General features: G+C 71.9%; 23 protein-coding genes. 15 read left to right on the top strand and 8 right to left on the bottom strand.

From position 1 onward, the window contains the following. Position 1 precedes the first annotated feature (1 nt). Together ACFY01_RS17895 and ACFY01_RS17890 are read right to left on the bottom strand one after the other, a co-directional pair. The gene (locus ACFY01_RS17895; RefSeq protein ID WP_390736643.1) at positions 2-1,126 is read right to left on the bottom strand and encodes a spermidine/putrescine ABC transporter substrate-binding protein; all 1,125 of its coding nucleotides are present in this window, start codon (positions 1,124-1,126) and stop codon (positions 2-4) included. A gap of 172 nt (positions 1,127-1,298) precedes the next feature. Further along, complete coding sequence (locus tag ACFY01_RS17890) at positions 1,299-2,474, bottom strand: aromatic ring-hydroxylating dioxygenase subunit alpha (protein WP_390736642.1); 1,176 nt, start codon at positions 2,472-2,474, stop codon at positions 1,299-1,301. A 403-nt stretch (positions 2,475-2,877) separates the two neighbouring features. Between ACFY01_RS17890 and ACFY01_RS17885 the strand changes: the two genes are divergently transcribed. The 8 genes from ACFY01_RS17885 to ACFY01_RS17850 are packed head-to-tail and all read left to right on the top strand — an operon-like array spanning position 2,878 to position 10,875. Continuing rightward, positions 2,878-3,303: a hypothetical protein gene (locus ACFY01_RS17885; RefSeq protein ID WP_390736641.1), complete on the top strand. Its 426-nt coding sequence runs from the start codon at positions 2,878-2,880 to the stop codon at positions 3,301-3,303. Then, positions 3,300-4,556 (top strand): NADH-ubiquinone oxidoreductase-F iron-sulfur binding region domain-containing protein, encoded by a 1,257-nt coding sequence (locus ACFY01_RS17880; RefSeq protein WP_390736640.1) that lies wholly within the window; start codon positions 3,300-3,302, stop codon positions 4,554-4,556. The genes ACFY01_RS17885 and ACFY01_RS17880 overlap by 4 nt, the downstream gene beginning before the upstream one ends. Before the next feature lie 44 nt (positions 4,557-4,600). Then, on the top strand, positions 4,601-4,792 hold the full coding sequence (locus ACFY01_RS17875; protein WP_390736639.1) for a ferredoxin: 192 nt from the start codon (positions 4,601-4,603) through the stop codon (positions 4,790-4,792). Between the two features lies 1 nt (position 4,793). Continuing rightward, positions 4,794-6,854, top strand: a complete 2,061-nt coding sequence (locus ACFY01_RS17870) for an acetate--CoA ligase family protein (protein WP_390736638.1) — start codon at positions 4,794-4,796, stop codon at positions 6,852-6,854. Positions 6,855-6,889: 35 nt separating this feature from the next. After that, a complete protein-coding gene (locus tag ACFY01_RS17865) occupies positions 6,890-8,059 on the top strand; it encodes an acyl-CoA dehydrogenase family protein (protein ID WP_390736637.1) in 1,170 nt (389 codons plus the stop codon). A 36-nt stretch (positions 8,060-8,095) separates the two neighbouring features. Further along, a complete protein-coding gene (locus ACFY01_RS17860; protein ID WP_390736636.1) occupies positions 8,096-9,268 on the top strand; it encodes an acyl-CoA dehydrogenase family protein in 1,173 nt (390 codons plus the stop codon). Positions 9,269-9,316: 48 nt separating this feature from the next. Then, positions 9,317-10,216, top strand: a complete 900-nt coding sequence (locus tag ACFY01_RS17855) for a 3-hydroxybutyryl-CoA dehydrogenase (RefSeq protein WP_390736635.1) — start codon at positions 9,317-9,319, stop codon at positions 10,214-10,216. A 59-nt stretch (positions 10,217-10,275) separates the two neighbouring features. Beyond that, on the top strand, positions 10,276-10,875 hold the full coding sequence (locus ACFY01_RS17850) for a TetR/AcrR family transcriptional regulator (RefSeq protein WP_390736634.1): 600 nt from the start codon (positions 10,276-10,278) through the stop codon (positions 10,873-10,875). A 92-nt stretch (positions 10,876-10,967) separates the two neighbouring features. On the opposite strand, the gene ACFY01_RS17845 is transcribed toward ACFY01_RS17850, so the two are convergent. Then, complete coding sequence (locus ACFY01_RS17845) at positions 10,968-11,534, bottom strand: antibiotic biosynthesis monooxygenase (RefSeq protein WP_390736633.1); 567 nt, start codon at positions 11,532-11,534, stop codon at positions 10,968-10,970. A 39-nt stretch (positions 11,535-11,573) separates the two neighbouring features. On the opposite strand from ACFY01_RS17845, the gene ACFY01_RS17840 reads away from it, so the two are divergent. From ACFY01_RS17840 to ACFY01_RS17825, 4 genes are all read left to right on the top strand, one after another. Beyond that, positions 11,574-12,233 carry a GNAT family N-acetyltransferase gene (locus ACFY01_RS17840; RefSeq protein WP_390736632.1) on the top strand — a complete coding sequence of 220 codons (660 nt, stop codon included), beginning with the start codon at positions 11,574-11,576 and terminating at the stop codon, positions 12,231-12,233. Between the two features lie 79 nt (positions 12,234-12,312). After that, on the top strand, positions 12,313-13,107 hold the full coding sequence (locus ACFY01_RS17835; RefSeq protein ID WP_390736631.1) for an SDR family NAD(P)-dependent oxidoreductase: 795 nt from the start codon (positions 12,313-12,315) through the stop codon (positions 13,105-13,107). Between the two features lie 104 nt (positions 13,108-13,211). Next, positions 13,212-14,126, top strand: a complete 915-nt coding sequence (locus ACFY01_RS17830) for an MBL fold metallo-hydrolase (RefSeq protein WP_390736630.1) — start codon at positions 13,212-13,214, stop codon at positions 14,124-14,126. Positions 14,127-14,221: 95 nt separating this feature from the next. Continuing rightward, positions 14,222-15,340, top strand: a complete 1,119-nt coding sequence (locus tag ACFY01_RS17825) for a PP2C family protein-serine/threonine phosphatase (RefSeq protein WP_390736629.1) — start codon at positions 14,222-14,224, stop codon at positions 15,338-15,340. A 41-nt stretch (positions 15,341-15,381) separates the two neighbouring features. Here the strand turns inward: ACFY01_RS17825 and ACFY01_RS17820 are convergent, their stop codons facing one another. From ACFY01_RS17820 to ACFY01_RS17800, 5 genes are all read right to left on the bottom strand, one after another. Beyond that, positions 15,382-16,041, bottom strand: a complete 660-nt coding sequence (locus ACFY01_RS17820) for a hypothetical protein (RefSeq protein ID WP_390736628.1) — start codon at positions 16,039-16,041, stop codon at positions 15,382-15,384. Beyond that, positions 16,038-17,684: a protein kinase gene (locus tag ACFY01_RS17815; RefSeq protein WP_390736709.1), complete on the bottom strand. Its 1,647-nt coding sequence runs from the start codon at positions 17,682-17,684 to the stop codon at positions 16,038-16,040. Before ACFY01_RS17815 ends, ACFY01_RS17820 begins: the two co-directional genes overlap by 4 nt. Positions 17,685-17,855: 171 nt before the next feature. Then, positions 17,856-19,544: a hypothetical protein gene (locus ACFY01_RS17810; protein ID WP_390736627.1), complete on the bottom strand. Its 1,689-nt coding sequence runs from the start codon at positions 19,542-19,544 to the stop codon at positions 17,856-17,858. Positions 19,545-19,667: 123 nt separating this feature from the next. Continuing rightward, positions 19,668-20,495: a class I SAM-dependent methyltransferase gene (locus ACFY01_RS17805; protein WP_390736626.1), complete on the bottom strand. Its 828-nt coding sequence runs from the start codon at positions 20,493-20,495 to the stop codon at positions 19,668-19,670. Between the two features lie 249 nt (positions 20,496-20,744). Continuing rightward, on the bottom strand, positions 20,745-21,275 hold the full coding sequence (locus tag ACFY01_RS17800; protein ID WP_390736625.1) for a winged helix-turn-helix transcriptional regulator: 531 nt from the start codon (positions 21,273-21,275) through the stop codon (positions 20,745-20,747). A gap of 148 nt (positions 21,276-21,423) precedes the next feature. On the opposite strand from ACFY01_RS17800, the gene ACFY01_RS17795 reads away from it, so the two are divergent. The 3 genes from ACFY01_RS17795 to ACFY01_RS17785 all read left to right on the top strand — a co-directional run bounded on the left by ACFY01_RS17795 (position 21,424) and on the right by ACFY01_RS17785 (position 23,753). Then, positions 21,424-21,936, top strand: coding sequence for an SRPBCC family protein (locus tag ACFY01_RS17795; RefSeq protein ID WP_390736624.1), 513 nt, complete (start codon positions 21,424-21,426; stop codon positions 21,934-21,936). Then, complete coding sequence (locus ACFY01_RS17790) at positions 21,936-22,982, top strand: LLM class flavin-dependent oxidoreductase (protein ID WP_390736623.1); 1,047 nt, start codon at positions 21,936-21,938, stop codon at positions 22,980-22,982. Before ACFY01_RS17795 ends, ACFY01_RS17790 begins: the two co-directional genes overlap by 1 nt. A gap of 114 nt (positions 22,983-23,096) precedes the next feature. Next, complete coding sequence (locus ACFY01_RS17785; RefSeq protein WP_390736622.1) at positions 23,097-23,753, top strand: TOPRIM nucleotidyl transferase/hydrolase domain-containing protein; 657 nt, start codon at positions 23,097-23,099, stop codon at positions 23,751-23,753. The last annotated feature ends 8 nt before the right edge of the window (positions 23,754-23,761 follow it).

Raw genomic sequence — 23,761 nt, 5'->3', positions numbered from 1 at the left:
GTCAGCCCGCCTTCACATGGGTCCAGGCGGTGTCGCGGGCGTCCTCCGCCGCGCGGCTGCCGTTGCGGAAGAACAGGTCCGCCTTCAGGTCGTCCTGGGTGACGAGGCACTGGGGGAAGGGTTTGACCAGCTCGGCGTAGGTCTTCTCGGTGCCGGCCACCGGCATCGGGTAGCCGATGTACTCGATGTTCTTCTTCACGTTCTCCGGCCGCAGCATGTAGTCGATGAACAGCATCGCGGTGCCGGGGTGGGGGGCGTTCCAGGGGATGGCGTAGCAGTCGGAGTTGATCGGCGAACCCTCCTTGGGGGCCTCGAAGCCGAACACGGAGGGGTCCTTGGCCTGGTTGAGCATGGCGGCCATGTCGCCGCTCCAGGCCTGGGTCATGAGGGCGTTGCCGTTGAGGAGGTTGTTGTAGCTGTCGCTGGAGAAGCCGCGCAGCCGGGGCCGCAGGGTGCCCAGGAGCGAGGTGACGCGGTCGAGGTCGTGGCGGTCGCCGGTGCTGACGTCCAGGCCGAGGGCGAGGGCGCCCATGCCGAGGACCTCGTCGCGGTCGTCCAGCACGAACACCTTCCCGCGTACCTCGTCGCTCCACAGGTCCCGCCAGGAACCGGTCAGCTCGCCGATCCGGTCGCGGCGCCAGCCGATACCGGTCTTGTACGCGGTGAAGGGCACGGTGTGCGCGGAGCCGGGGTCGTACCAGGGGTCGGCGAAGTAGTCGTAGGCCCCGAACACGGCGTGGGCGTTGGGGAGCTGCGTGTGGTCGATGCGGCGCAGCCGGCCGGCGCGGACAAGGCGCTGGGCCCATTTCGCGGAGGGGAAGAAGACGTCGTAGCGGTTGCCGGCGTTGAGCTTGGCGACCATGCCCTCCATCGAGTCGAAGTTCGACTGGATGACCTTGACGCCGTACTCCTTCTCGAAGCCCTTGAACACGGAGGGGTCGACATAGTCGGCCCAGTTGAAGTAGACGAGATCGCCGTCGACACGCGCTTCGACGGGCGCGAGCGCCTGCGCGTCGGGCGTTTTGGCGGGCAGGAACCCGCAGCCGCCGACCGCGGCGCCGAACAGGCCGCAGGCGCCTGCCCGCAGCACGGCGCGTCGGGTCGGTGGGAGTACCTCGGGGGACACGGAACGTCCTCTCCGTCGAGGAACGGCACAACTCCAGGGCTGGACCGGCGGTGCGGCTCACGGAGGCCCTGACTCCGTGGGTGGGACCGGTCTGGGGAGGGTGCGAGCGTGCGTCAGCGGGGGAGGGGTAAGACCGCCCGGGGGCATGCGGTGTACGGCGCGCGGAAGGACCTCACCGCGTGGCCCCCTCCAGGTCGTCCCGGACCCTGCGGGCGAACCAGCCGACGGCGGCCTCGCGCTGTGAGAGCGGACCCGGCTCGAAACCGGGCGTGCTCAGGCCGGCCTGTACGCGTTCCACCAGCTCGGCGTCCTCGTCGTTGGTGACCCAGCCGATGTGGATGTTGAGCCGGCGGGCCAGCCTGGTGCGGACGCTCTCCCCGTGCTTCGTGTAGAAGGCGCCGGGGATCGCCGCCCGGTCCTGGGCGGTGGGCAGGGCGGTCCACGCGAGCACGTGGTCAGGGTAGAAGTCGATGAGCGTGTTCGGGTAGATCACGGCGTACCGCCACACGCGCCGGTCGGCCTCGGCAAGCCCGGGCATGGGGGCAGCGAGCCGCTGGTAGAGCCGCTCCGTCCAGTTGGAGGAGGGCTTGTCGCGCAGGGGTGACTCGAACAGGACGTAGTTCTCCTGCACGTCCGCCGTGTACGCCTGGTAGTCCAGCAGCCGCATGAGCGCGGGGTGGGCGACGGGGACGTGGTAGCCCTCCAGGTAGTTGTCGACGATCACCTTCCAGTTGGCGTTCTGCTCCTCGCCGCCCGCCAGGTCGTGGATGCGGTGCCTGCCGACGGGTACGAGGTCCGCCCCGGCGTAGCGGCCGACGGCCTCGGCGAGACCCGCGCAGGATTCCGCGAGGGGCGTCGCCTCCATGTCGAGGTTGACGAAGACGAAGCCCAGGAAGGACTCCACGTTGACCGGGTGCAGTCCCAGCCCGGGCTTGTCCAGGCAGGGGATCCGGCGTGCCTCGGGGGCGCCGACCAGCCGTCCGTCCAGCTTGTAGGTCCAGCCGTGGTACGGGCAGCGGATCGCCTTGCCGGAGGGTTCCGGTTGTGTCACCAGGCGGGTGCCGCGATGCCGGCAGACGTTGAGGTGGGCGGCGAGGCCGCCGTCCTCGGTGCGCACGACCAGCACCTCCCGGCCGGCCGCGGTCGCGGTCAGCCGGGCGCCCGGTCCGGACAGGTCGGATTCGTGGCAGACGAGCTGCCAGGACTTGGCGAAGATGCGGGCGGTCTCGGCCTCGGCGACGGCTGGATCCGTGTAGAAGCGGGCGGGCAGCGCTTCCCCGGGATGCTCGGGGGGCGGCCCCGGCGGGGCAGGGGAGAGGGCGGCTGCCCGTGTGGGCGAGGGGTTCATGAAGTCCTCCTCCGCGCCGCGGCGGCGGCGATGGGCGGTGAGGCTGTACCGGGAAAGGACGGCGGGGCCGGCAGCGCGCTACCGCGCCGGGCCTCCCGCGTTCCGGCTGACTGATTGGTTAGTCAGAGTGGGACGGGCGGACGAGCAAGTCAAGACTTGTGGGCTGACTAATTAGTTAGTTAGTGTCGTGGCAGGTCGACGGCCGGGGGTTACAGCCCCCTCGCCGCGCCACTCGCCCTGGTCCGGACACCTCTCGTCCCCCGTGCACGGCCCTGAGGCCTGCACCGCGCACACGCTCCCTGCCCCGTCCTCCCCTCCGGGCGTCGGAGCACCACCCACCCCTGCCATCGCCGCGCCACCCCGGCCCCGGCCGTCCGGGAACGACGCGACCCCGGAGGCACGCATGAGCGCTCGCCGAAGTCTGGTATGGCTCGGCCTCACGCCGGAGCCCGAACAGGAACTGCCCGCCGCGGTGGCCGCCCTGCGGACCCCCGCGGCCGGCCGGCCACCTGCGGACCTGGTCACCGCCGAGCGGCGCCGCGTCGAGCGGCTGGTGCTGCGCGGCACCCAGCGCGCCTGGCTGCGTTACCTCCGCGAAGTCACCGACCTGGTCGTCGAGGCCGCGACCCACCCGGCCATCGACCCCGGGCCGGCACTGCTCGCCGGCGAGGTCGTCCTCGACCACCACCGCATGCTGATCGGCCTGCCGGGCGCCGCCTACGCCCGCACCGCCCCGCAGCGCCACGACCTGGAACGGGCGCTGGCGCGCCTGCGGGAGAGCCGGCGCCCCGCCCCCTTCGGCCACTTCGAGTCCAGGAGCACCGTATGACCGGCCTCTTCTCCCTCCTCCCCGAAGGACAGCCGGGCCTGCTCGTGTCACCGGTGCTCGGTACCGAGCCGCACCACGGCCCCGAGGATCTCGCCCGTTACCTCGCCACCGGCGGCTACGCGCCGCTGAGCCCGCGCCACCGGTTGCTCGACCGGATCGCCGCTGCCGGGCTGCGCGGCCGCGGCGGCGCCGGCTTCCCCGCCGCCGTGAAGCTCCGGGCCGTCCGTGACGCACCCGGCCGGCCCGTCGTCGTCGCCAACGGTGAGGAGGGCGAGCCCGGCTCCGTCAAGGACCGGTGGCTGCTGCGGCACCGGCCGCACCTGGTCCTGGACGGCCTGCGGCTGGCCGCGGCCGTGACCGGCGCCGCACACGGCTTCGTCTACCTCTCCGACGCCCCCGCTGAGCAGGCCGTCCGGCGGGCCCTGGCCGAGCACCCCGCCGACCTGCCCGTCGAGGTCGTCCGCACGGAACACACGTATGTGGCGGGGGAGGAGACCGCGGTGGTACGGCGTGTCGACGGCGGTCCGGCCCTGCCCACGGCGAAGCCCCCGCGCCCCTTCGAGGCGGGGGTCGGCGGCGCCCCCACCCTGGTCGCCAACGTGGAGACACTGGCACGGATCGCGGTGATGCACGCGTGCCCGGACGCCGCGGTCGCCGTCGCCGGTGCCCATCTGGTGACCGTCTCCGGGCCGGTCGGTTCCGTGGCCGCGCTGGCCGAGGTGCCCGCCGGGACACACCTGAAGGTCCTCGCCGACCTCGGCGGACACGGCAGGGCCGCGGCGGTCCTGCTGGGCGGCCTGTTCGGTGGGCTGTACGGCGACGGCTGGACGGACCTTCCGCTGGACCACGAACGGCTGAAAGCGGCGGGCGGCGCGCTCGGCTGCGGGGCCCTGCACTTCCTGCACCCGCGGGACTGCCCGGTCGCCGTGGCCGCCGAGGCGGTCACCTACCTGGCGGCGCAGAGCGCCCGGCAGTGCGGGGTGTGCGTCTCCGGCACCGGCGCGCTGGCCAGGACCCTCACCGCCGCCGCGCGGGGCGGGGTGGCCCACGACACGACCGACAACCTGCGCCGCTGGTCGCGGCAGCTGCCCGGCCGCGGGGCCTGCGGACTGCTCGACGCCGCCGCCCGCGTCGTCGTCACCCTCCTCGCCCACTTCCCCGACCGGATCGATGCCCACGGCGGCGCCGCCTGCCCGGCGTGCGCGGACGCGGCACCCGAGGACGGGCGCCGCTTCACGGTGCCGGTGCCCTGACCCGCCCCGCCCACGAGAAATCCGAGCACCGAAAGGACCGCACCATGAAACTCCTGCTGGACTCCACCCGCTGCCAGGGCTACGGCCTGTGCCGGGAACCGGCGCCCGAACTGGTCGACCTCGACGATTGGGGCTACGCCCAGGTGGGCACCGCCGACGTGCCGCCCGGCGCCGAGGCCGCCGCCGAGACCGCCGTCGCCGCCTGCCCCAACTCCGCCCTGCGGCTGGTGAAGTGACATGGGACGCGACCTGTCCGCCCTCTTCGACCCCGTCTCCGTCGCCGTCGTCGGAGCCAGCGACGACCCGGCCAAGTACGGCCACGCCATCGCCTCCCAGGCCCTGCGGGCGAACGGCCGCCGTCCCGTCCACCTGGTCAACCACCGCGGCGGCACGGTGCTCGGACGCACGGCCGCACCCAGCCTGAGCGCGATCGGTGAACCCGTCGACCTCGTGGTGGTCTCCGTGCCCGCCGCGGGCTTCGAGGACGCCGTGGACGAGGCCCTGCGCTGCGGGGCCCGGGCTGTCGTCGCGATCACCGCGGGCTTCGCGGAGACCGGCGACACCGGGCGCGCCCGCCAGCGCGCCGTCGCCGAACGCGTACGCGCCGCGGGCGCCGTGATGGTCGGGCCCAACTGCCTCGGTCTCGCCGATAACACCACCGACCTCTTCCTGGCCTCCGACACCTTCGGCCCCGGCGCTGTCGCCCTCCTCAGTCAGAGCGGCAACCTCGCCCTCGAACTCCAGCTGCGCTTCCGGCCGCACGGGCTCGGCTTCTCCCGCTTCGTCTCCCTCGGGAACCAGGCCGACGTCACCCTCGTCGACCTGCTCGGCGACTGCGCCCGGCACGAGGGCACCCGCGCCATCGCGGTCTACGCGGAGGACTTCGCCGACGGACGCGCCTTCGCCGAGGCGGCCGCCGACGCCGGCAAGCCCGTGGTGCTGCTCACCGGCGGCCGCGGTGACGCCTCCGCGCGCAGCGCCCAGTCGCACACCGGGGCCCTGACCACCTCGGCCGACGTGGTGACCGCGGCGTGCCGGGACGCCGGTGTGGAGCTGGTCGCCACCCCCCGCGAACTCACGGTCGTCCTCGCCGCGTCGCAGGGTGCGCGCCGCGCGGCCGGCCGCCGGGTCGCGGTGCTCACGGACGGCGGCGGCCACGGCGTCGTCGCCGCCGACGCGGTGGAGGCGGCCGGCCTGACCGTGCCGGAACTGGGCCGGCCTGCCCAGGACGACCTCCGGCACGCCCTGTGGGAGCAGTCGGCCGTCGCCAATCCGGTGGACCTCGCCGGGATGGGAGAGCAGAACCCAGGATCGTACGCGGGGACCGTCTCCGCGCTGCTGGCGGCGGAGGAGGTCGACGCCGTCCTGATGACGGGCTACTTCGGCGGCTACGCGGCGGCCGACGGCGGGCTGGGCGGAGGAGGTACGGCGCTCGCGGACGGGGAGCAGGAGGCCGCGCGCCTCATCGCCGCCCGGCACCGGGCCACCGCGAAGCCCCTCGTGGTGCAGTCGATGTACCCCGAGTCGCCCAGCTGCCGCACCCTCGCCGCGGCCGGCATCCCGGTCTTCTCCGCCACCGAGGACGCCGCCCGAGCCCTCGCCGCCACCGCCGCCTCTCCCGCCGACGTGCACACCGGCGTCACGCCCCTGCCCCGCGCCGACGCCCCGCTGCGCGAGACCGGGTACCTCCAGACCCGCCGGGCCCTGGAAGCTGCCGGACTCTCCTTCCCCGCCGCCCGCGAGATCCAAGACGAGGCCGAACTACTCGCGGCAGCCGGCGAGTTCGGCGGCCCGTACGTCCTCAAGGCCCTCCACCTGCTGCACAAGTCCGACGCGGGTGGGGTGGCGCTGGGCCTGGCCGGACCCGACGAACTGCTCGCCGCCTTCCGCGAGATGCACACCCGGCTCGGCGCCCCCTCCTACTCCGTGGAGTCCATGGCTGACCTGACCGACGGCATCGAGCTGATCGTCGGCGTCAACCGGGACCCCCGTTTCGGCCCGGTCGCCATGGTGGGACTGGGCGGAGTGCTGGCCGAGGCCCTGCGCGACGTCGTCTTCGCCCTGGCCCCCGTGCCCGCCGACCGCGCCCTGCGCCTGCTGCGCGGACTGCGCACCGCCGCCCTGCTCGACGGGGTGCGCGGCAGGCCGGCCGTCGACATCGCCGCCGCCGCGGCGGCCGTCGAGACGATCACGGCGTTCGCCGCCGCCCATCCCGAGATCGCCGAGATCGAGGTCAACCCGCTGCTCGTCCGCCCGGACGGCGTCCTCGCCCTCGACTCCCGCGCCGTACTCGCCTGATCCACCCCCTCGCGCACCGAAACCGAAGAGGCCCCATGGACATGCGCTACACCCCCGAACAGGCCGACCTCAAGCGCCGCGCCGCCGACTACGCACGCCTGCTGATGCGGTACGAGGACCAGTCCGAGCAGGCCGGCGGACCGCTGCCCCAGCAGCTCGTCACCGAACTGACCCGGGCCGCGATGGACGCCGGCGTCTACGCCATCAACATGCCCGCCGAATGGGGCGGAGCCGGCCTCAGCCTCCTCGACCAGGTCATCGTCGAGGAGGAGTTCGGCAAGGTCACCAACTGCCTGTGGGACATCCCCTGGCGTCCTGCCAACGTCCTCGCGTACGGCGACGACCGGCAGCGCGAGAAGTACCTGCTGCCCGTGATCCGCGCCGAGAGGTTCGACGCGTTCGCCGTCACCGAGCCGGGTGCGGGATCCGATCCCTCCGCCGGGACCTCCACCGCCACCCGCACCGACGGCGGCTGGCTGCTCAACGGCGAGAAGTGGTTCGTCACCTGCGGCGACATCGCCGACTTCCTGCTGGTGCAGGCCGACGCCGGGCCCGATCGGCTGCCCACGCTGTTCTTCGTGGACAAGGCCGCACCCGGCGTCGAGATGACGCGGGTCCCGCACTTCATGCACTCCGCGGTCAACGGGCACCCCGAGTTCACCTTCACCGACGTCTTCGTGGCCGACGAGGACGTGCTCGGCGGCGTCGGCAACGGCTACGAGCTGACCAAGGAATGGTTCACCGACGAACGCCTGATGATCGCGGCACGCACCGTCGGCGCGGCCGAGCGGGCACTGGAGCTGGCCCGGGACTGGGCCGTGGAGCGTGAGCAGTTCGGCGCGCCGATCGCCTCGTACCAGCTGATCCAGGGGATGCTGGCCGACTGCGCCGTGGACATCGCCGTCAACCGTGCCTACACCCACCAGGTCGCCTGGGAAGCGGACCAGCCGCACACCGACCGCAAGACGCTGCACGCCAAGGCCTCCACCGCCAAGCTCGCCGCGAGCGAGGCCGCCGGCCGGGTCGCCGACCGCTGTCTGCAGATCTTCGGCGGACGCGGCTACGACCGCACCTACCCCGTCGAGCGCATGTACCGCGAGCTGCGCGTGGACCGGATCTGGGAGGGCACCTCCGAGATCCAGCGCCTGATCATCGCCAACGAGCTGATCAAGCGCGGCACCCGTGCCCTCGCCCTGCCCCACTGAACCCCCGTCACACCCGCCCTGACCTCGAGGACACCCATGGACTTCCGACTCACCCCGCGCCAGGCACAGCTCAAGGCCGACGCACGCGCCCTCACCGACTTCATCGCCGCCTACGAGATCCAGTGCGAGGAGGACAACGGTCTGCCCGCCGACGTCCACGGCAAGATCCGCGACGCGGTGCTCGACTCCGGCCTCCAGGCGGTCAACATGCCGGCCGAATGGGGCGGCGCCGGACTCACCATCGCCGAGCAGGCCACCGTGCAGGAGGAACTGGGACGGCTCACCGGCGCCCTGTGGGACATGGTGTGGCGGCCCGCCAACGCCCTGAGGTTCTGCACCCCCGAGCAGCGCGAACGCTTCCTGATCCCGGTGATCAAGGGCGAGCGACGGGACTGCTATGCGGTCACCGAGCCCGGCGCGGGTTCGGACCCGCAGAACCTGGTCACCACCGCCACGAAGAACGACCACGGCTGGGTGCTCGACGGCGAGAAGTGGTTCGTGACCGTCGGCGACCACGCCGACTTCATGATCGTGCTGGCCGCGGCGGGCCCGGAGCGCGCACCCACCCTGTTCCTCGTCGACAAGGACACCCCGGGCATCGAGATGACGCGCGTACCGCGCTTCATGCACACCTTCGTCTACGAGCACCCCGAGTTCACCTTCACCGACGTGCAGGTGGGCGAGGACGCCGTGCTCGGCGGCATCGGCGAGGGGTACGACATCACCCGCTCCTGGTTCACCGAGGAGCGCCTGATGATCGCGGCACGCACCGTCGGCGCGGCCGAGCGGGCACTGGAGCTGGCCCGCGACTGGGCCGTGGAGCGCGAGCAGTTCGGGGCGCCGATCGCGTCCTACCAGCTGATCCAGGGGATGCTGGCCGACTGCGCCGTGGACATCGCCGTCAACCGCGCCTACACCCACCAGGTCGCCTGGGAGGTCGACCAGGCCTCGGCCGAGGACCGCAAGACGCTGCACGCCAAGGCGGCCATCGCCAAGCTCGCCGCGAGCGAGGCCTCGGGCCGGGTGATCGACCGGTGCCTGCAGATCCACGGCGGACGCGGCTACGACCGTGCGTACGCCGTCGAACGGCTCTACCGCGAACTGCGCGTGGACCGGATCTGGGAGGGCACCTCTGAGATCCAGCGCCTGATCATCGCAGGCGAACTCGTCAAGCGCGGCACGGGCGTCCTTGACCTGCCCGTCGCCTGATCCACCGGACCAGGCGGACCGGCACAGCCCGAAGAGGAAGGAAGACGGATGACCGACATCGCGCACGTGGGGATAGTCGGCTGCGGCCTGATGGGCGCCGGCATCGCCGAGGTCTGTGCCCGTGCCGACGTGCCGGTGACGGTCGTGGAACGCGACGCCGGGGCGGCCCGGGCGGGCCTGAAGCGCATCATCCGCTCGCTCGACCGGGCCACCGCGCACGGCAGGCTCGGCGCCGAGCGCCGGACGGCCGCCGCGACGCTGATCACGGTGACCGACCAGATCGAGGCCCTGCACGAAAGTCCCCTGGTGATCGAGGCGGTGGCGGAGGACGAACGTCTCAAACTCGATGTCTTCACCCGCCTCGACTCCGTGGTCACCGACGAGCGCGCCGTCCTCGCGACCAACACCTCGTCCATCCCGGTCATCCGGCTCGCCACCGCGACAGGCCGGCCCGATCGCGTCGTCGGCGTGCACTTCTTCAACCCGGTACCGGTGCTGCGGCTGGTCGAACTCGTCCCGTCGCTGCTCACCTCGGCCGAGACCACGGCACGGGTCGAGGCCTTCGTGACCGGCAGGCTCGGCAAGGAGGTCGTCCGGACCCGGGACCGGGCCGGATTCGTCGTCAACGCGCTGCTCGTCCCCTACCTGCTGGCGGCCGTCCGCATGGTGGAGTCGGGCAGTGCGACCGTCGAGGACATCGACCGGGGCATGGTCCTCGGCTGCGCGCACCCCCTCGGCCCGCTGGCCCTGACGGACCTGATCGGTCTGGACACCACACACGCCATCGCCGAGTCGCTGTACGCGGAGTTCCGCGAGCCGCTGTACTCACCACCGCCCTTGCTGTCCCGCATGGTGGAGGCGGGCCTGCTGGGACGGAAATCGGGACGCGGCTTCCACACGTACACACTGCCGCGACACGATGCGGCGGTACCGGCGGAGCGGCCGTGAGGGATGATGGTCACGACGTACGACCACCGGACGAGGGGAGCCGCAGGGTGTCGACCAGGGTGCGCACGGCAGACACGCGCGAGCGCATCCTGACCGCGGCGTGCGAGGTCATCGCCGAGACCGGCTTCGAGAAGATCCGGATGCGCATGGTGGCCGAGCGGGCCGGTGTGTCCACCGCGCTGCTGCACTACCACTTCGACACCCGCGAGAAGCTGTTCACGGAGGCGATGACCCACTCGTTCGCCAACACCGCCGTGGACGTCGACCGTGACGCGGAGACGGCCCCCGCGGCGGTCATCCTCGGCCGCATCGTCCGCAACCTGCTGCCGACCGACCCCGTACTGCACCAGGACTGGCGGCTGTGGCAGGAACTGTGGGTACGGGCGCTGCGCGACGAGACGACCCGCGTCTTCGCGGTGGACCTGTACGGGCAACTGCACGCATGGGTGGCCGGTGCGGTGCGGCGCGGCATCGCGACGGGCGAGTTCGCCGCGACCGACGTGGACGACCTCAGCACCCTCGTACTGTCCCTCAGCGACGGCTACGGCATCCGCCTGATGCTGCGCGATCCCACCGTCACCCTGGACACGGCACTCACCTCTATCTGGCGGCACGTGGCCGCCGCGCTCGGCCTGCCGGAGACGATGCCGGCCGGGTGAGGTCACGGGGGTTCCCCGGCACGGCGCGTGAGGCGCAGCCCGTACCGGCCCGCCGCGATTTCATGCGGCGGGCCTTCTTCACCAGCGGCGCATCACTCGTTCGGTGGTCGGTACAGCCACCGCCGCAGCAGGCGGCTCAGCCGTGGCATCACCAGGTACGTCAGCGTCGGCAGCAGCACCAGCGGGAGCACGGCGGCCCGCAACGGCAGGGGCCAGGAGCCCGTGCGGGGCGTCACCAGCGCCTGGATCAGCAGCGTGAACGGATAGGCGCCGAGGAACGTGGTGAGCACCATCTTCCAGCGGGGCGGTGCCTGCACGGTGGTGCCCGGCAAGCTGAACCAGGTCTCCATCCCGGACGTCGACTGCCGCTCGCTGCCGATCTCCGTGGCGACGCCTTCGATCCGCGCGTGCCACGCCGCACGCTCGTCCGACTCCAGCCACGCGGTGAGCCGGTGTGCATCCGACCAGCGCAGCACCGCGTGGAAGCGGTGCCCTTCCTCGGGGCGCAGCCACGAGACGCCCTCGTTGCCCGGGAACTGTCTGGCGCAGTGGGTGATCCCGTGCGTCCAGTCCTCGAACTCCCGTTCCTTGCCGGGGCGCACCTCCCAGGTCAGGACCGTGGTGACCGGCTCACCCCGCCGTACTTCGGTGGTGCTCATGTTCAACCGGTGTGCCACGTACGACGCGAGTCATGCCGGATGAGTTTCACGCTGGAAGGACCGGTCCTGGACGGCACGCTCGTGCGTCTGGAGCCCCTGGACCACCGTCATGCGGCGGACCTGGCGGTGGCGGCGGAGGAGGACCGCGGCTCGTACCGGTTCACCTGGGTGCCCACGGCGGCCGAGGTCGGCGGGTACATCGACGCCCAGCTCGCGCGTGCCGCGGCCGGGAAACTCGCTCCGTACGCCCAGGTGGACCGGGTGTCGGGGCGGGCGGTCGGGGCCACGGCCTACTGGGATCCGCGGCTGTGGCCGGACGGAGGCGGCCTCTGCGCGATCGAGGTCGGGTGCACCTGGCTCGCGGCCTCGGCCCAAGGCTCGGGGGTGAACAGTGAAGCCAAGTACTTGCTGTTCCGGCACGCGTTCGAGAACTGGGGGGTGGCGCGCCTCGACCTGAAGACCGACGCGCGCAACAGCCGCTCGCGGGCCGCGATCGCGGGGACGGGCGCACGGTTCGAGGGTGTGCTGCGGAACTGGTCCCGGTCGTGGGTGCCCGGTGAGGACGGCCGGCTCCGTGACTCAGCGATCTTTTCGGTCACCGCGGCGGAGTGGCCCGGTTGCCGCGCGAAGCTCGAACAGCGGATCGCTCGAAACCTCGAAGGCCGGCGGCCGGCGACAGGCCTGCCCGCGTCGAGCTGAGCGCGTGCCCTTACGTCTGGCGTCGACGCGGGTACCTGGCGGGTACCTGTACGGGACCCCGCACGAAAGGGACGCGACGATGCAGATCGATCTCAAAGGCCGCACGGCACTGGTCACCGGCTCCACACAGGGCATCGGCGCGGCGATCGCCGCCGGCCTGGCACGTGCCGGGGCCCGGGTGGGCGTCAACGGCCGCACCCCGCAGCGCGTGGACGACAGCGTCGACCGACTGGCACGGGAGGTGCCCGGGGCGGACTTCGTCCCGGTCGCGGCGGACGTGACGAGCGAGGAGGGCGCCGACCGGGCCGCCGAGGCACTGCCGGAGGTGGACATCCTCGTCAACAATCTGGGGATCTTCGGCGCCGAGGACCCCCTGAAGATCACGGATGAGGAGTGGCGGCGCTACTTCGAGGTGAACGTGCTGGCCGCCGTACGGCTCACCCGCCTGTACCTGCCGGGCATGACCGAACGGGGCTGGGGGCGCATCCAGTACATCGCCAGTGACTCGGCGGTCGTCATCCCCGCCGAGATGATCCACTACGGCATGTCGAAGACCGCGCTGCTCGCGGTGGGCCGGGGCTTCGCCAAGCAGGCGGCCGGCACGGGCGTCACGGTGAACTCCGTGATCGCCGGCCCCACCCACACAGGGGGTGTCGAGGACTTCGTCTACGAGCTCGTCGACCGCGACCTGCCCTGGGACGAAGCCCAGCGGGCCTTCATGCGCGAGCACCGGCCGCAGTCGCTCCTCCAGCGGCTGATCGAGCCGGAGGAGATCGCCCACATGGTGGTCTACCTCAGCTCCGACCAGGCCTCGGCCACCACCGGCGGCGCACTCCGGGTGGACGGCGGATACGTCGACTCCATCCTGCCGTGACCGGCCCCACGCCACGACCCTCCCAGCGGCGTGTCACAGGCCGGCCGGGCCCGCAGCGCACACACCGGCCTCCCGTTCCGCCGAGACCAAGGAAACGACTGATCATGAGCACCCCCCGGGCCACCGACCCGACGGCCGTCCCCTCCTGGACCGTGGGCGACGTCGTCGTCCACCGCATCGACGAGGTCCTCCTGCCGCCCGCCACCGGACCGTGGCTGCTGCCCGACGCCACGCCGGACGTCGTCACCGGCCAGGACTGGCTGCGGCCCCACTTCGCCGACGACGAAGGCACCCTGCGCCTCGACAGCCACAGTTTCGCGTTCATCCTCGGCGGCCTGCGCATCCTGGTGGACACCGGCATCGGCAACGGCAAGGAGCGGGCCAACCCCGCCTGGCACGACCTGCACACCGACTACCTACAGCGCCTCACCGCCGCCGGATTCGCCCCGGACACGATCGACCTGGTGCTCCTCACCCACCTGCACGCCGACCACGTCGGCTGGAACACCCAGGAGGTGAACGGTGAGTGGGTTCCCACCTTCCCCGACGCCCGCTATCTGACCTCCCGCACCGAGAGGGAGTTCTGGGCGGGGTACGACATGGAGGAGGCGCGCAGGCAGATGTTCCGCGACTCCGTGATCCCGGTCGAGCAGGCGGGACTGCTCGATCTCGTCGACGTACCCGCCGAGGGCCTCGATGTCGCCCCGGGGCTGCGCCTGCTTCCCACCCCCGGTCACACCCCCGGCCACGTCGCCCTGGAGCTGACCAGCCGTGGACGGACGGCTCTGATCACCGGCGACTGCATCCACCACCCGGTCCAGCTCGCCCACCCCGCCATCGGCGCCTGCGTCGACATCGACCCCGAACAGTCCGAGGCCTCGCGCCGCGACCTGCTCGGCACCGTCGCCGACACGGACACCCTCGTCCTGGGCACCCACTTCGCGCCACCCACCGCCGGCCGCGTCATCACCCACGAGGACGCCTACCGCCTCTCGCCCGTCCCGGCCGACTCGCACTGACCCCGCGACTTCCAGCCCGCGAGTGACGTCGCGTGCCGTGGCGCGGCCCGCTTCACCGCGATGCGGTTCTTATTTATCCCATTAGGATGCATTTTGTGATCAGATCAGGACGGCTCCGGCGTCGCCGCCTTCCCTACGACGGCCGGCGGGAAGCCGTACTGCTGTCACCGGTGGCCCTCACCGTCCTCGTCACCGCCCTGGCATTCGCCACTCCCAGAGAGATCGCGTTCAGCCGTCTCCTGCCCGCGGCACCCGCCCTCGCCGCAGCGCTGTGGTCCGTCGTCCCGACGATCCTGCTGGGCATGTTCTGTCTGCTGGTCATGATCGGGCTCAGCTTCGTCTACTCCGACCTGGGGACGCCGTACACGGCCGCCGCGATCATCGCGGTCACTCTGGCCGCGGCGTACGCCAGCCATCTCCGCCTCGAGCGGGAGGAGATGCTCTTCCAGGTCCGGCTCGTCGCCGACGCGGCCCAGAAGGTGCTGCTCCGCCCGCTGCCGCGCCGCATCCGGGACATCGAGATCGAGTCGCTGTATGTGGCGGCCCAGGAACAGGCCCGGATCGGAGGCGACTTCTACGAGGCGGCCGACACGCCGTACGGGGTACGGCTGCTCATCGGCGATGTGCGCGGCAAGGGACTCCCAGCGGTGGGAGCGGCCTCGGCGGTGATCAACTGCTTCCGGGAGAACGCGTACGACCAGCCCGATCTGAGGGGCGTCATCCATCGCCTGGAGACCAGTATGGCGCGCTTCAGCCTCGCATCCCTGGCCCCGGATCAGCTGGAGCACTTCGCGACCGCGCTGATCGTGGAGATCCCGTACGGCGGCGGGCAGGTCAGGATCCTCAACTGCGGGCACCCACCGCCGCTGCTCGTGGAGCGCGGGGCGGTCCGGGTCCTCGATTCCGCCGTGCCCTCGCCGCCCCTCAACCTGGGGAACCTCCTCGGAAACCAGTACACCGTCGAATACGTCACCTTCGGCGCGGGCGACCAGATGCTGCTCTACACCGACGGCGTGACGGAGACCCGGGACCGCGGAGGCAGGTTCTTCCCGCTGCCGGAGTGGATGCGGCGGTTCGGCCCGGCGCCGCCCCGTGAACTGCTGGACAGACTTCACCGGGATCTGCTCCGCTACAGCGGCGGCAGGCTCGACGACGACATCGCGGCCCTCGCCGTGCGCTGCCGGGACTCGCCGGGTGAGGAGCACTCCACGTAGTCGGTCGGCGATCGCTCCGAGTGACGTCGGCGCCGGGTCCGTCAGCGGCAGGTGTAGGTGAGGCGGACGGTCGCCGTACGGGTGGCGGGGGAGAGGATGTGCAGCGTGGCCGTGGCGGGGAAGCGGCCCCGGCCCTGGAAGGTCCACCGAAGACTCAGCCGTGCGAGTCGCTGTCCCCGGCCGACGGTGGTGTGCAGCGGGCCGGAGGACGTGCCGTCGTTGCGCTCCCAGCGGTAGGCCAGTGTGCCCTCGCGCCCGTTGGTGCGGACGACACCGGTGATGTCCGCGGTCCTGCCGCATCCCACGGCCCGGTCCGCGGAGCTGACGGTGACCCGGTCCACGGCCAGGCCCGGGGCCCTGTGGTCCTGCCACCAGAGGAACAGCAGCACGGCGCTCACGACGAGCGCGGGCAGGACATGCCGGCGCAGACGCCGGCCCCGGGGCGGGGACGCGGGGGGCGTCGGGAGGGCGGACAGGGCCGGGCGCGGGCGATGCGCCAGAGCGGCGGTCACGCCGGGGCCGAAGCGCAGCACGGTGGGGCCGAGGGCCTCCGGCCGCGTGGGCACTCCGGGCGCGTCCACGAGCGTGGCCCCGGTGAGGGTGTCCGGTCCCTGGATCCAGTGGCTGGCCAGTACGGTCGCGCTGTAGTCGTCGCTGTCCTCGCCCCGGGAGACGGGCGGGCGCTCTTCGGGAGTGGTCATCGGAGCTCGCACCGCCGGGTCAGGAGTTGCTGTGACGCCCCGCCGTCGGCGGCGGTCGGAGCGGTCGTGGCCTGCACCGTCCAGTAGCAGCCGGAGCCCTGGAAGGCGTGGTCGACGGTGAGCGTGTACTGCGTGGCGCCGCTGCGCGGGTACGACGTGGGCTCACCGTCCTGCGCGCCGGGCTGTCCGCCGGTGTCGCCCGAGAACCAGCCGACGGTGATGGTGAGCGGGCCGGTGCCGTCCGTGGTGACGGTGACGGTCGCCGTTGCCGTCGCCGGGCCCGTCTGCCGGAACTCGGACAGGGTGACGTCCTTGACCCCGGGTGCGGCCGGTGCGGAGGTGCCGGCCGTGGTGGTGGGGGAGCCCGATGGGGTACTGGGAGTGGTCGTCGCGCCGGTGCTCACCGTGGGCCCGGGGGAGTCCGCCGGGGTGGTGGAACCCGGTGCCGTGGGCGACGCCGAGGCGTCGGTGCCCGAGGCGGAGGGGAAGGTGTCGGGCGTCGCGGAGTCCGTCGCGGTCGAGGGCGTGGCCGTGTCCGGCGGGTGCGGGCTCGCACCGGAGACCGGAGCGGCGCTGGAGGTGGCCAGGACCTGGGCCGCCTGCCCGGCGTCCGCTGCGGAGCCCCCGCCGATGCCCTGGGAGAGCAGGACCGCCGCCAGCAGGGCGGCTCCGGACACGACGATCCCGGGCCACGAGGGCCGCCACTCGTGGAGCCGGCCCGTCCTCGGCGCTCGGCTGAGCACCGTACGGGCCGTGTCGGTGGCCCCGGAGGGCGCCTGGGGTACGGAGGGACGGAGCAGCAGGGCGACGAGCGCGGCGAGCAGGCCGCGCCCGCGCTCCTCCCAGTCGTCCCCGTAGCCGGCGGCGGCGCTCTGCTCGAGGTCGGTGACGAACGCCCTCGCGTCCGTGGGACGGTCCGCCACCGACTTGGCCAGCCCCCGGCCCACCAGCGAACGCACCGCCTCGGGTACGTCCTCGACCGGGACGGGACCCTCCACATGCCGCAACGCCAGCTCGGCCAGGCTGTCACCCGTGTAGGGCTTGCGGCCCGTCAGACACTCGAAGAACGTGGCGGTGGCCGCATACACGTCGCCGGCGAAAGAGGCGGGAGCCCCGGTCCACTGCTCCGGAGCCATATAGGCGGGGGTCCCGGCGATACCGGCGCGCACGCCGGCGTCCACCGCGATGCCGAAGTCGACGAGCTTGGACACTCCCTCCGGCGTGACCAGGACGTTCTCCGGTTTGTAGTCCCGGTGGACCACACCGACCCCGTGCGCGTCGGCCAGGCCGAGCAGTGACCCCTTGAGCACGGTCAGCGCGGCCTCGGGTGCCATGGGACCCCGCCTGGTCAGCAGCGTCCGCAGGGAGACCCCGTCCACGAGCTCCATCACGATGGCGGCGCCCTCCGTCGCCTCCACGTACTCGTAGAGGCAGGTGACGTACGGGCTCTGAAGCCCGCCGAGCAACTGCGCCTCGGCGCGGAACCCGTGCACGAAGCCCGGTCGGGTCCGCAGCGACTCGCTCAGGTACTTCACGGCGACCGGCACACCGGTCTCCTCGTGAACGGCGCAGACCACCCGCCCACTGGCTCCGGAGCCGAGTTCGAGTGACTCGCAGTACCCCGGTACCGCCCATGCGTTCATCGCCATCCCCCCAGGGATCGTGGCACCCCCGCGGTTCCTGGGCGTCCCAGGAGCATCCGGCCACGCGCACAAAGACACGATTCCGGCCGGTCTGGTTCCAGCCATCGGATCCCGCCCCGTCGTCGGGCGCCGGCGATCGCCTCAGCGGTTCTCGGCGGTTCTCGGCGGTCCTCAGCGGTGCTTCGCGCAGCAGCCGTCCGCGTCGGCGGTGTTGGACACGGCTTCCAGACGGCAGTAGCAGGACGCCTCGACCGGTACGTCCGCGACAGCGGCCGCGATCTTGAGCTGCTGGGCCACGAGACGCGCCTCGCCGGTCTTCCCCAGGCGGAGCAGACACTCGTGGAGCCCGTGCAGGGACCAGACGTTTCCGGGGTGCTGCAACGGGCGGGCAAGCGTGTCGTCGAGTCCGAGATCGGCCCGGTAGACCGCCTCTGCCTCCGCTACGCGCCCCTGTTCGAGGAGCAGGGCCCCGTAGGCGTGCCGGGTCGGCTGCATCCACCCCCACGGCTCGTCGTAGGGAAGGTTGTCGTCCAGCTCGATCGACCGCTCCAGCGCCGCGAAGGCGGCGTCGTGGTCACCTTTGCGGTATTCGAGTTCACCGTCGAGCATCGCCGACGCGACCGCGAGGATGTCGGTGCAGGTGTTGTTGAACAGCATGCGGGTCGCCTGTACCCGGGGGAGCGCCGCACGGAACAGTGCGCGTTCGGTCTCGGCCTCGGCGATCCGGCCGGTCGCCGACAGGGCGACGCCGCGGGCGTAGTGCAGCATGGCCGTGGTCACGCTGTACAGGTCCGGGTCGGCGGGCATGGGCGTGCGCAGGATGTCGGCCCAGCGGCCGAAGCGGATCAGCACGTGGACCCGCATGGCGAGGAAGCCCTCCAGCCAGTCGGCCATGGGCGGGCTCTGCACGCGCAGCAGTTCCTCCGGGATGGACGCCTCGAGCTGGGCGACGGCGTCGAGGGCTGTCCGCGCCTGCCCGAGGAACATCGCCCCGTAGATCTTGAAGTGGTGGTTGTGCGACCGGTACAGGGTGTAGAAGTTCATCGCCCCGGCCCGCGCGTGGAACTTCTCGTCGGCGACGATCGCCGCGCTGTTGTCCGCCACCACGCGGCGGTAGTCGCCGCAGAGCACCTCCAGGTGCGAGGGCATGTGCTGGAGGTGCCCGGCGTCCGGCACCAGGCCGCGCAGCCGGTCGGCGACGCGCAGTGCCGCCTCGGGCGTCGGGGACATCTCCATCAGATGGACGTACAGGTGCAGGACGCCCGGGTGCGCCGCGCCGCCGTCCACGGCGAGCGCACGGTCGAGGACGGCCTTGGCCTCGCGTGTGCGGGCGCCCTTCGCCGGCTCGCCGGTGCGCAGGTCCCACAGTTGCCAGGGCGTGATGTTCATCAGCGCGTCGGCGTAGAGGGTGGCGACGTCCAGGTCGTCCGGGGCGAGCTCGTAGACGGCACGCATCCTGTCGGCGTACGGCGCGTTCCACACCGAGCAGTCCTCGACGGCTCGCGCCTTCGGGTAGCGGGCGCGCAGTGCGTCGATCAGCGCCCGTTCGACGGGTGTGGCGGTGGCCGCCTTCTCCTGGGCCAGCTCGACGGCGGCGTGGGTGCGTTCGACGGTGCGCGCGAGGTCCTGCTCGTCGAAGAAGTCCCACGGCTTGTTGTAGTTCGGGCCGAGCGCGTAGGCGATGCCCCAGTACGCCATGGCGCAGTCGGGGTCGGCCGCGACGGCGGCCTCGTAGCAGGAGACGGCCTCCTCGTGGTTGAACGCGTACGTCCATACGAGCCCGCGGTCGAACCACGTCTGGGCCTCGGGGGACGAGGTCGTCACCGGACGCCGATGGGTGCCGAGGTCGTAGTACTCCATCGGTGCCTCCCGGATCCGCGGCCGCTCGGGTTCCCTGTGCCGCAGCCTAGCCGTGACCTCACGGGTGAGGGCATCACCCGATCAGGGCCCAGTGCTCAGGGCTGACGGCTCATGGCTCCCGGTTCAGCGGGTCGCCAGCAGGCTGAACAGCAGCGGGATCCGGGGCTCGGGCAGCCGCCACCAGTCGGACGGGGTACGGACCATCTGCGGCCAGCGCGGCCAGGGCAGCTCGTCGCACTCCCGCAGTCGCCGGATGGTCATCCCCGCTTCCGTCACCGCGTTGACGACCTCGTCGATTCCGTGCATCCATTCGTAGCTGTCCCGCACGCCCTCGACCGCCGGGCCGTCGGTGTACGTGTACGTCGCATCGCGGTGGACAGGTCCACGGCCGCCGAGATAGTCGTGGCGCAGCAGCAGCTCGGGACCCTCACCCGGAGCGGGCTTCGGGCCGAGGGCGTTCAGCAGCGGGTGGAACTCGACGACGTACAGCCGGCCGCCGGGACGCAGCAGGCGGCTCACGGTCCGCGCCCACAGGGGAAGATCGGGGAGGTAGCACAGGGCTCCCTTGCCGGTGTAGACGACGTCGAAGCACTGCTGCCCCAGGGCTTCGGGGGCGTCGTAGACATTCGCCCGCACGTACGTCACGTCGAGTCCCGCCCGGTCCGCGACGGCGCGGGCCGCCGCCACGGACGCGGCGGAGAAGTCGAGCCCCACGGTCCGCGCGCCGCGCTGGGCGAAGGCGATGGTCTCGGTGCCGAGGTGGCACTGGAGGTGCAGGACGTCGCGTCCGCCGATGTCCCCGAGGTCGTCCCATTCGAAGGGGGCGAACCAGCGTGCGGGGTCAAGGGTCTGATCGAGCCCGTAGAACCGGCTGGCCACGTGCACGGGAGTGCGAGCGTCCCAGTTCTCCTGGTTGGTCCGCATCAGTCGCTCGTGCTCATCGATGCTCATGAACACCATCCAAGCGTGAACGGGCGGTGGGCGACAGTAGGCAGGCATTCGAGTCGCCGAGGAGCAACTCGACGTCCTCGAACGGCTCGTGGAGGAGATGTGGACCCAGCCGGGGTCGACGGGGCGGTCCGCGGACTGCCGCGACTTCGCCGCCCTCGACCAGCGCATGTGCCAGGAGCGCCGGCGACCCGACGCTCGCGGAACACGGAGTCCTGACCGGCGTCCCGGAGGTCCGGTGCGCGGCCGGGGTCAGTCCGCGGCCGTCGTCGACCGCTCCGGCTCGTCCAGTTCGAACCGCCGTCGGACGTCCGGACGCCCGAGCAGCTTCGGCGGGTAGCCGGGGCCGGGGCGCGGGGTCATGTCCTCCCAGGCCAGCGGCTCCTTGCAGTGGGAGCAGACCACCTCGCCGTGGGCGTCGTGGCCGCAGGTCTCGTGGCGGGTGACCACCGGCGGCCCGGCCTCGTCCGCCAGCCAACGGTCGCCCCAGCTGGTCATGGCGAGGATGACGCCGTAGAAGTCGCGCCCCGACTCGGTCAGCAGGTACTCGTGACGGACGGGCTGCGTCTCGTACACGCGCTTCTCCATCAGCCCCGCGTCCACCAGCCTGCGCAGCCGTTCGGACAGTGTGTTGCGGGCGATGCCCAGCTCCTGCTGGAACTCGTCGAACCGGCGGATGCCGTAGAACGCCTCCCGCAGTACCAGGGGGGTCCACCAGTCGCCCAGCAGATCCATGGTCCGGGCCACCGAGCAGGGCCAGTTCGCGAACGACGTACGCCTCATACGTCGATGATACGAGTCTCTCAATGAAACTCAGCAGGCAGTGGAGTCGTTCGCTCTTGCGCGAGTAAGTCTTTTTACGCAACTATGCAGGTCATCCGAGGAAGGCCGAAGGCCGAGGAGAAGGACCGAGGAGAAGGAGTCAGGTGTCATGGAGTGGACGGGACAGGTGTACGCGGACACCCCGACGGTGTCCGCCAGGGCATACATCGACGCGAGCCCCGAGCGGTTGTGGGGATACGTGAGCGACATCCACCTGATGCCCGAGCTCAGCGTCGAGTTGCAGGACGTCGAATGGCTCGACGGCGCCACCGGTCCCCGCGTGGGCAACCGGTTCCGCGGCCGCAGCACCCACCACGCGCTGGGCGACTGGGAGACGGTCAGCACGATCGTCGACTGCGAGCAGCCGCGGCGGTTCGCCTGGGCGGTGGGCGACCCGGGCCACCCGATGAGCGTGTGGCGGTTCACGCTGCACCCGCGGGACACCGGCACGGTGCTGGAGCAGTGGGCCCAGCTCGGACCGGCACCGTCAGGGCTGAGCGCCGCGATCGAGGCCATGCCCGACAAGGAGCAGAAGATCGTGTTCGTCCGGCTGCGCGAGTTCGAGACCGGCATCAAGTCCAACCTCGCCGCCATGAAGAACCTCGCCGAACGGGAGAAGTGATGCGCACCGCGACCACCATCGAGGGCTCCGGCGGAAACTGGCGCGAGACCGCCGAGTTCGTCGTGGAAGCCGAGAAGCTCGGCCTGGACATGTGCTGGGTGGCCGAGGCCTGGGGGAGCGACGCCCCCTCGCCGCTGGGCTACCTGGCGGCCCGGACCGAGACACTCCTGCTCGGCTCCGGGGTCATCCAGCTCGGCACCCGCTCCCCGGTAACCGTCGCGCAGACCGCGATGACCCTCGCGCATCTGTCCGACGGCCGGTTCCGCCTCGGCCTCGGCGCCTCCGGGCCGCAGGTCGTCGAAGGCCTGCACGGCATCCCCTTCGCACGGCCGCTGACCCGGATGCGGGAGACCGTCGAGATCATCCGCGCGGCCTTCACCGGAGAGAAGATCGCCTTTCAGGGCCGCCAGTACACCATCCCCCTTCCCGACGGTGAGGGCCGCCCGATGCGGCTCAGCCTGACGCCGGTACAGGTGCCGGTCTACCTGGCCACCCTGTCACCCAAGATGCTCGAACTCACCGGCGAGATCGCCGACGGCTGGCTCGGCACCAGCTTCGTCCCCGAAGGCGCCGACGCCTACTTCACCCACCTCGACACCGGGCTGGCCCGTAACGGCCGCACCCGCACCGACCTCGACATCTGCCAGGGCGCCGAGATCGACATCGTCCCCGACGAAGGGCGGCTGGCCGGCGTCCTCGGCAGCCGCAAGAAGGAACTGGCGTTCTCACTGGGCGGGATGGGCTCCGGCTCGACCAACTTCTACAACAACGCCTACAGCCGCCAGGGCTGGGCCGATGTCGCCGCCCAGGTCCGCGAACGCTGGCAGGCCGGCGACCGCGAGGGCGCCACCGGTCTCATCACCGACGAGATGGTCCTGGCCACCACCCTGATCGGGACCGAGGAGATGGTCCGCGCCCGGCTCGCGGACTGGCGCGCCACGGGCGTGGACACCGTCCGCCTCTATCCGGCGGGCGACACCCTCGCGGCGCGCCTGGACAACCTCGGACACGGCATCGACCTCGTCCGCGCCCTCGACCCCAGGTAGCGGCCCGGTCCCCGGCCGTCCCCGCCCGCCGGTTGCTTGAGTCACCTCCCCCGGAAAACGTGCGTGCGTCCACGTTGTCGGCCGTGCCACGATGGCGTCGGGAAGCGAGGTTTCGTGGACGAGTTGAGGCGATTCAGCCGGGCGCTGGTCGCATGGGCGGCCGGCGGGGCGCGGGCGGGCGCGGCCGCCGCGACGGCGCGGGAGCTGGCCGGCGGCGGTGTGCGGACGATCGTGCTCGTCGAGGGGAGCAGCGATCAGATCGCGCTCGAAGCGCTGGCCGCGCGCCACGGCCGCGACCTCGGCGCGGAGGGCGTCGCGGTGGTACCGCTCGGCGGCGCGACGAACATCGGGCGTTTCCTGGACGTGTGCGGCCCTCCGGGGCTCGGCCTGCCGCTGGCCGGTCTCTGCGACATCGGCGAGGAGCGGCATTTCCGGCGTCATCTGGAACGGGTCGGGCTCGGGTCCGGTCTCACGCACGCCGGACTGGAGACACTCGGGTTCCATGTGTGCGTCGCCGACCTGGAGGACGAGCTGATCCGTGCCCTCGGAGCCGAGGGAGTGCGGCAGGTGATCGACGCCCAGGGCGAGACGCGTCCCTTCCACACCTTCCAGGGCCAGCCGGCACAGCGGGAACGCCCCGTCGAGCACCAGCTGCGCCGTTTCATGGGCACGCACAGCGGTCGCAAGGCGCTCTACGCACAGGCACTCGTGGCGCACCTGGACCTCGAGCGCGTGCCCCGGCCCCTGGAGCGCCTCCTGACGCACGTCTGATCCGGCCG

The sequence above is a fragment of the Streptomyces sp. NPDC001480 genome (assembly GCF_042894725.1).
Taxonomy (GTDB): Bacteria; Actinomycetota; Actinomycetes; order Streptomycetales; family Streptomycetaceae; genus Streptomyces.
This window is presented reverse-complemented; position numbering and strand designations above follow the sequence as displayed.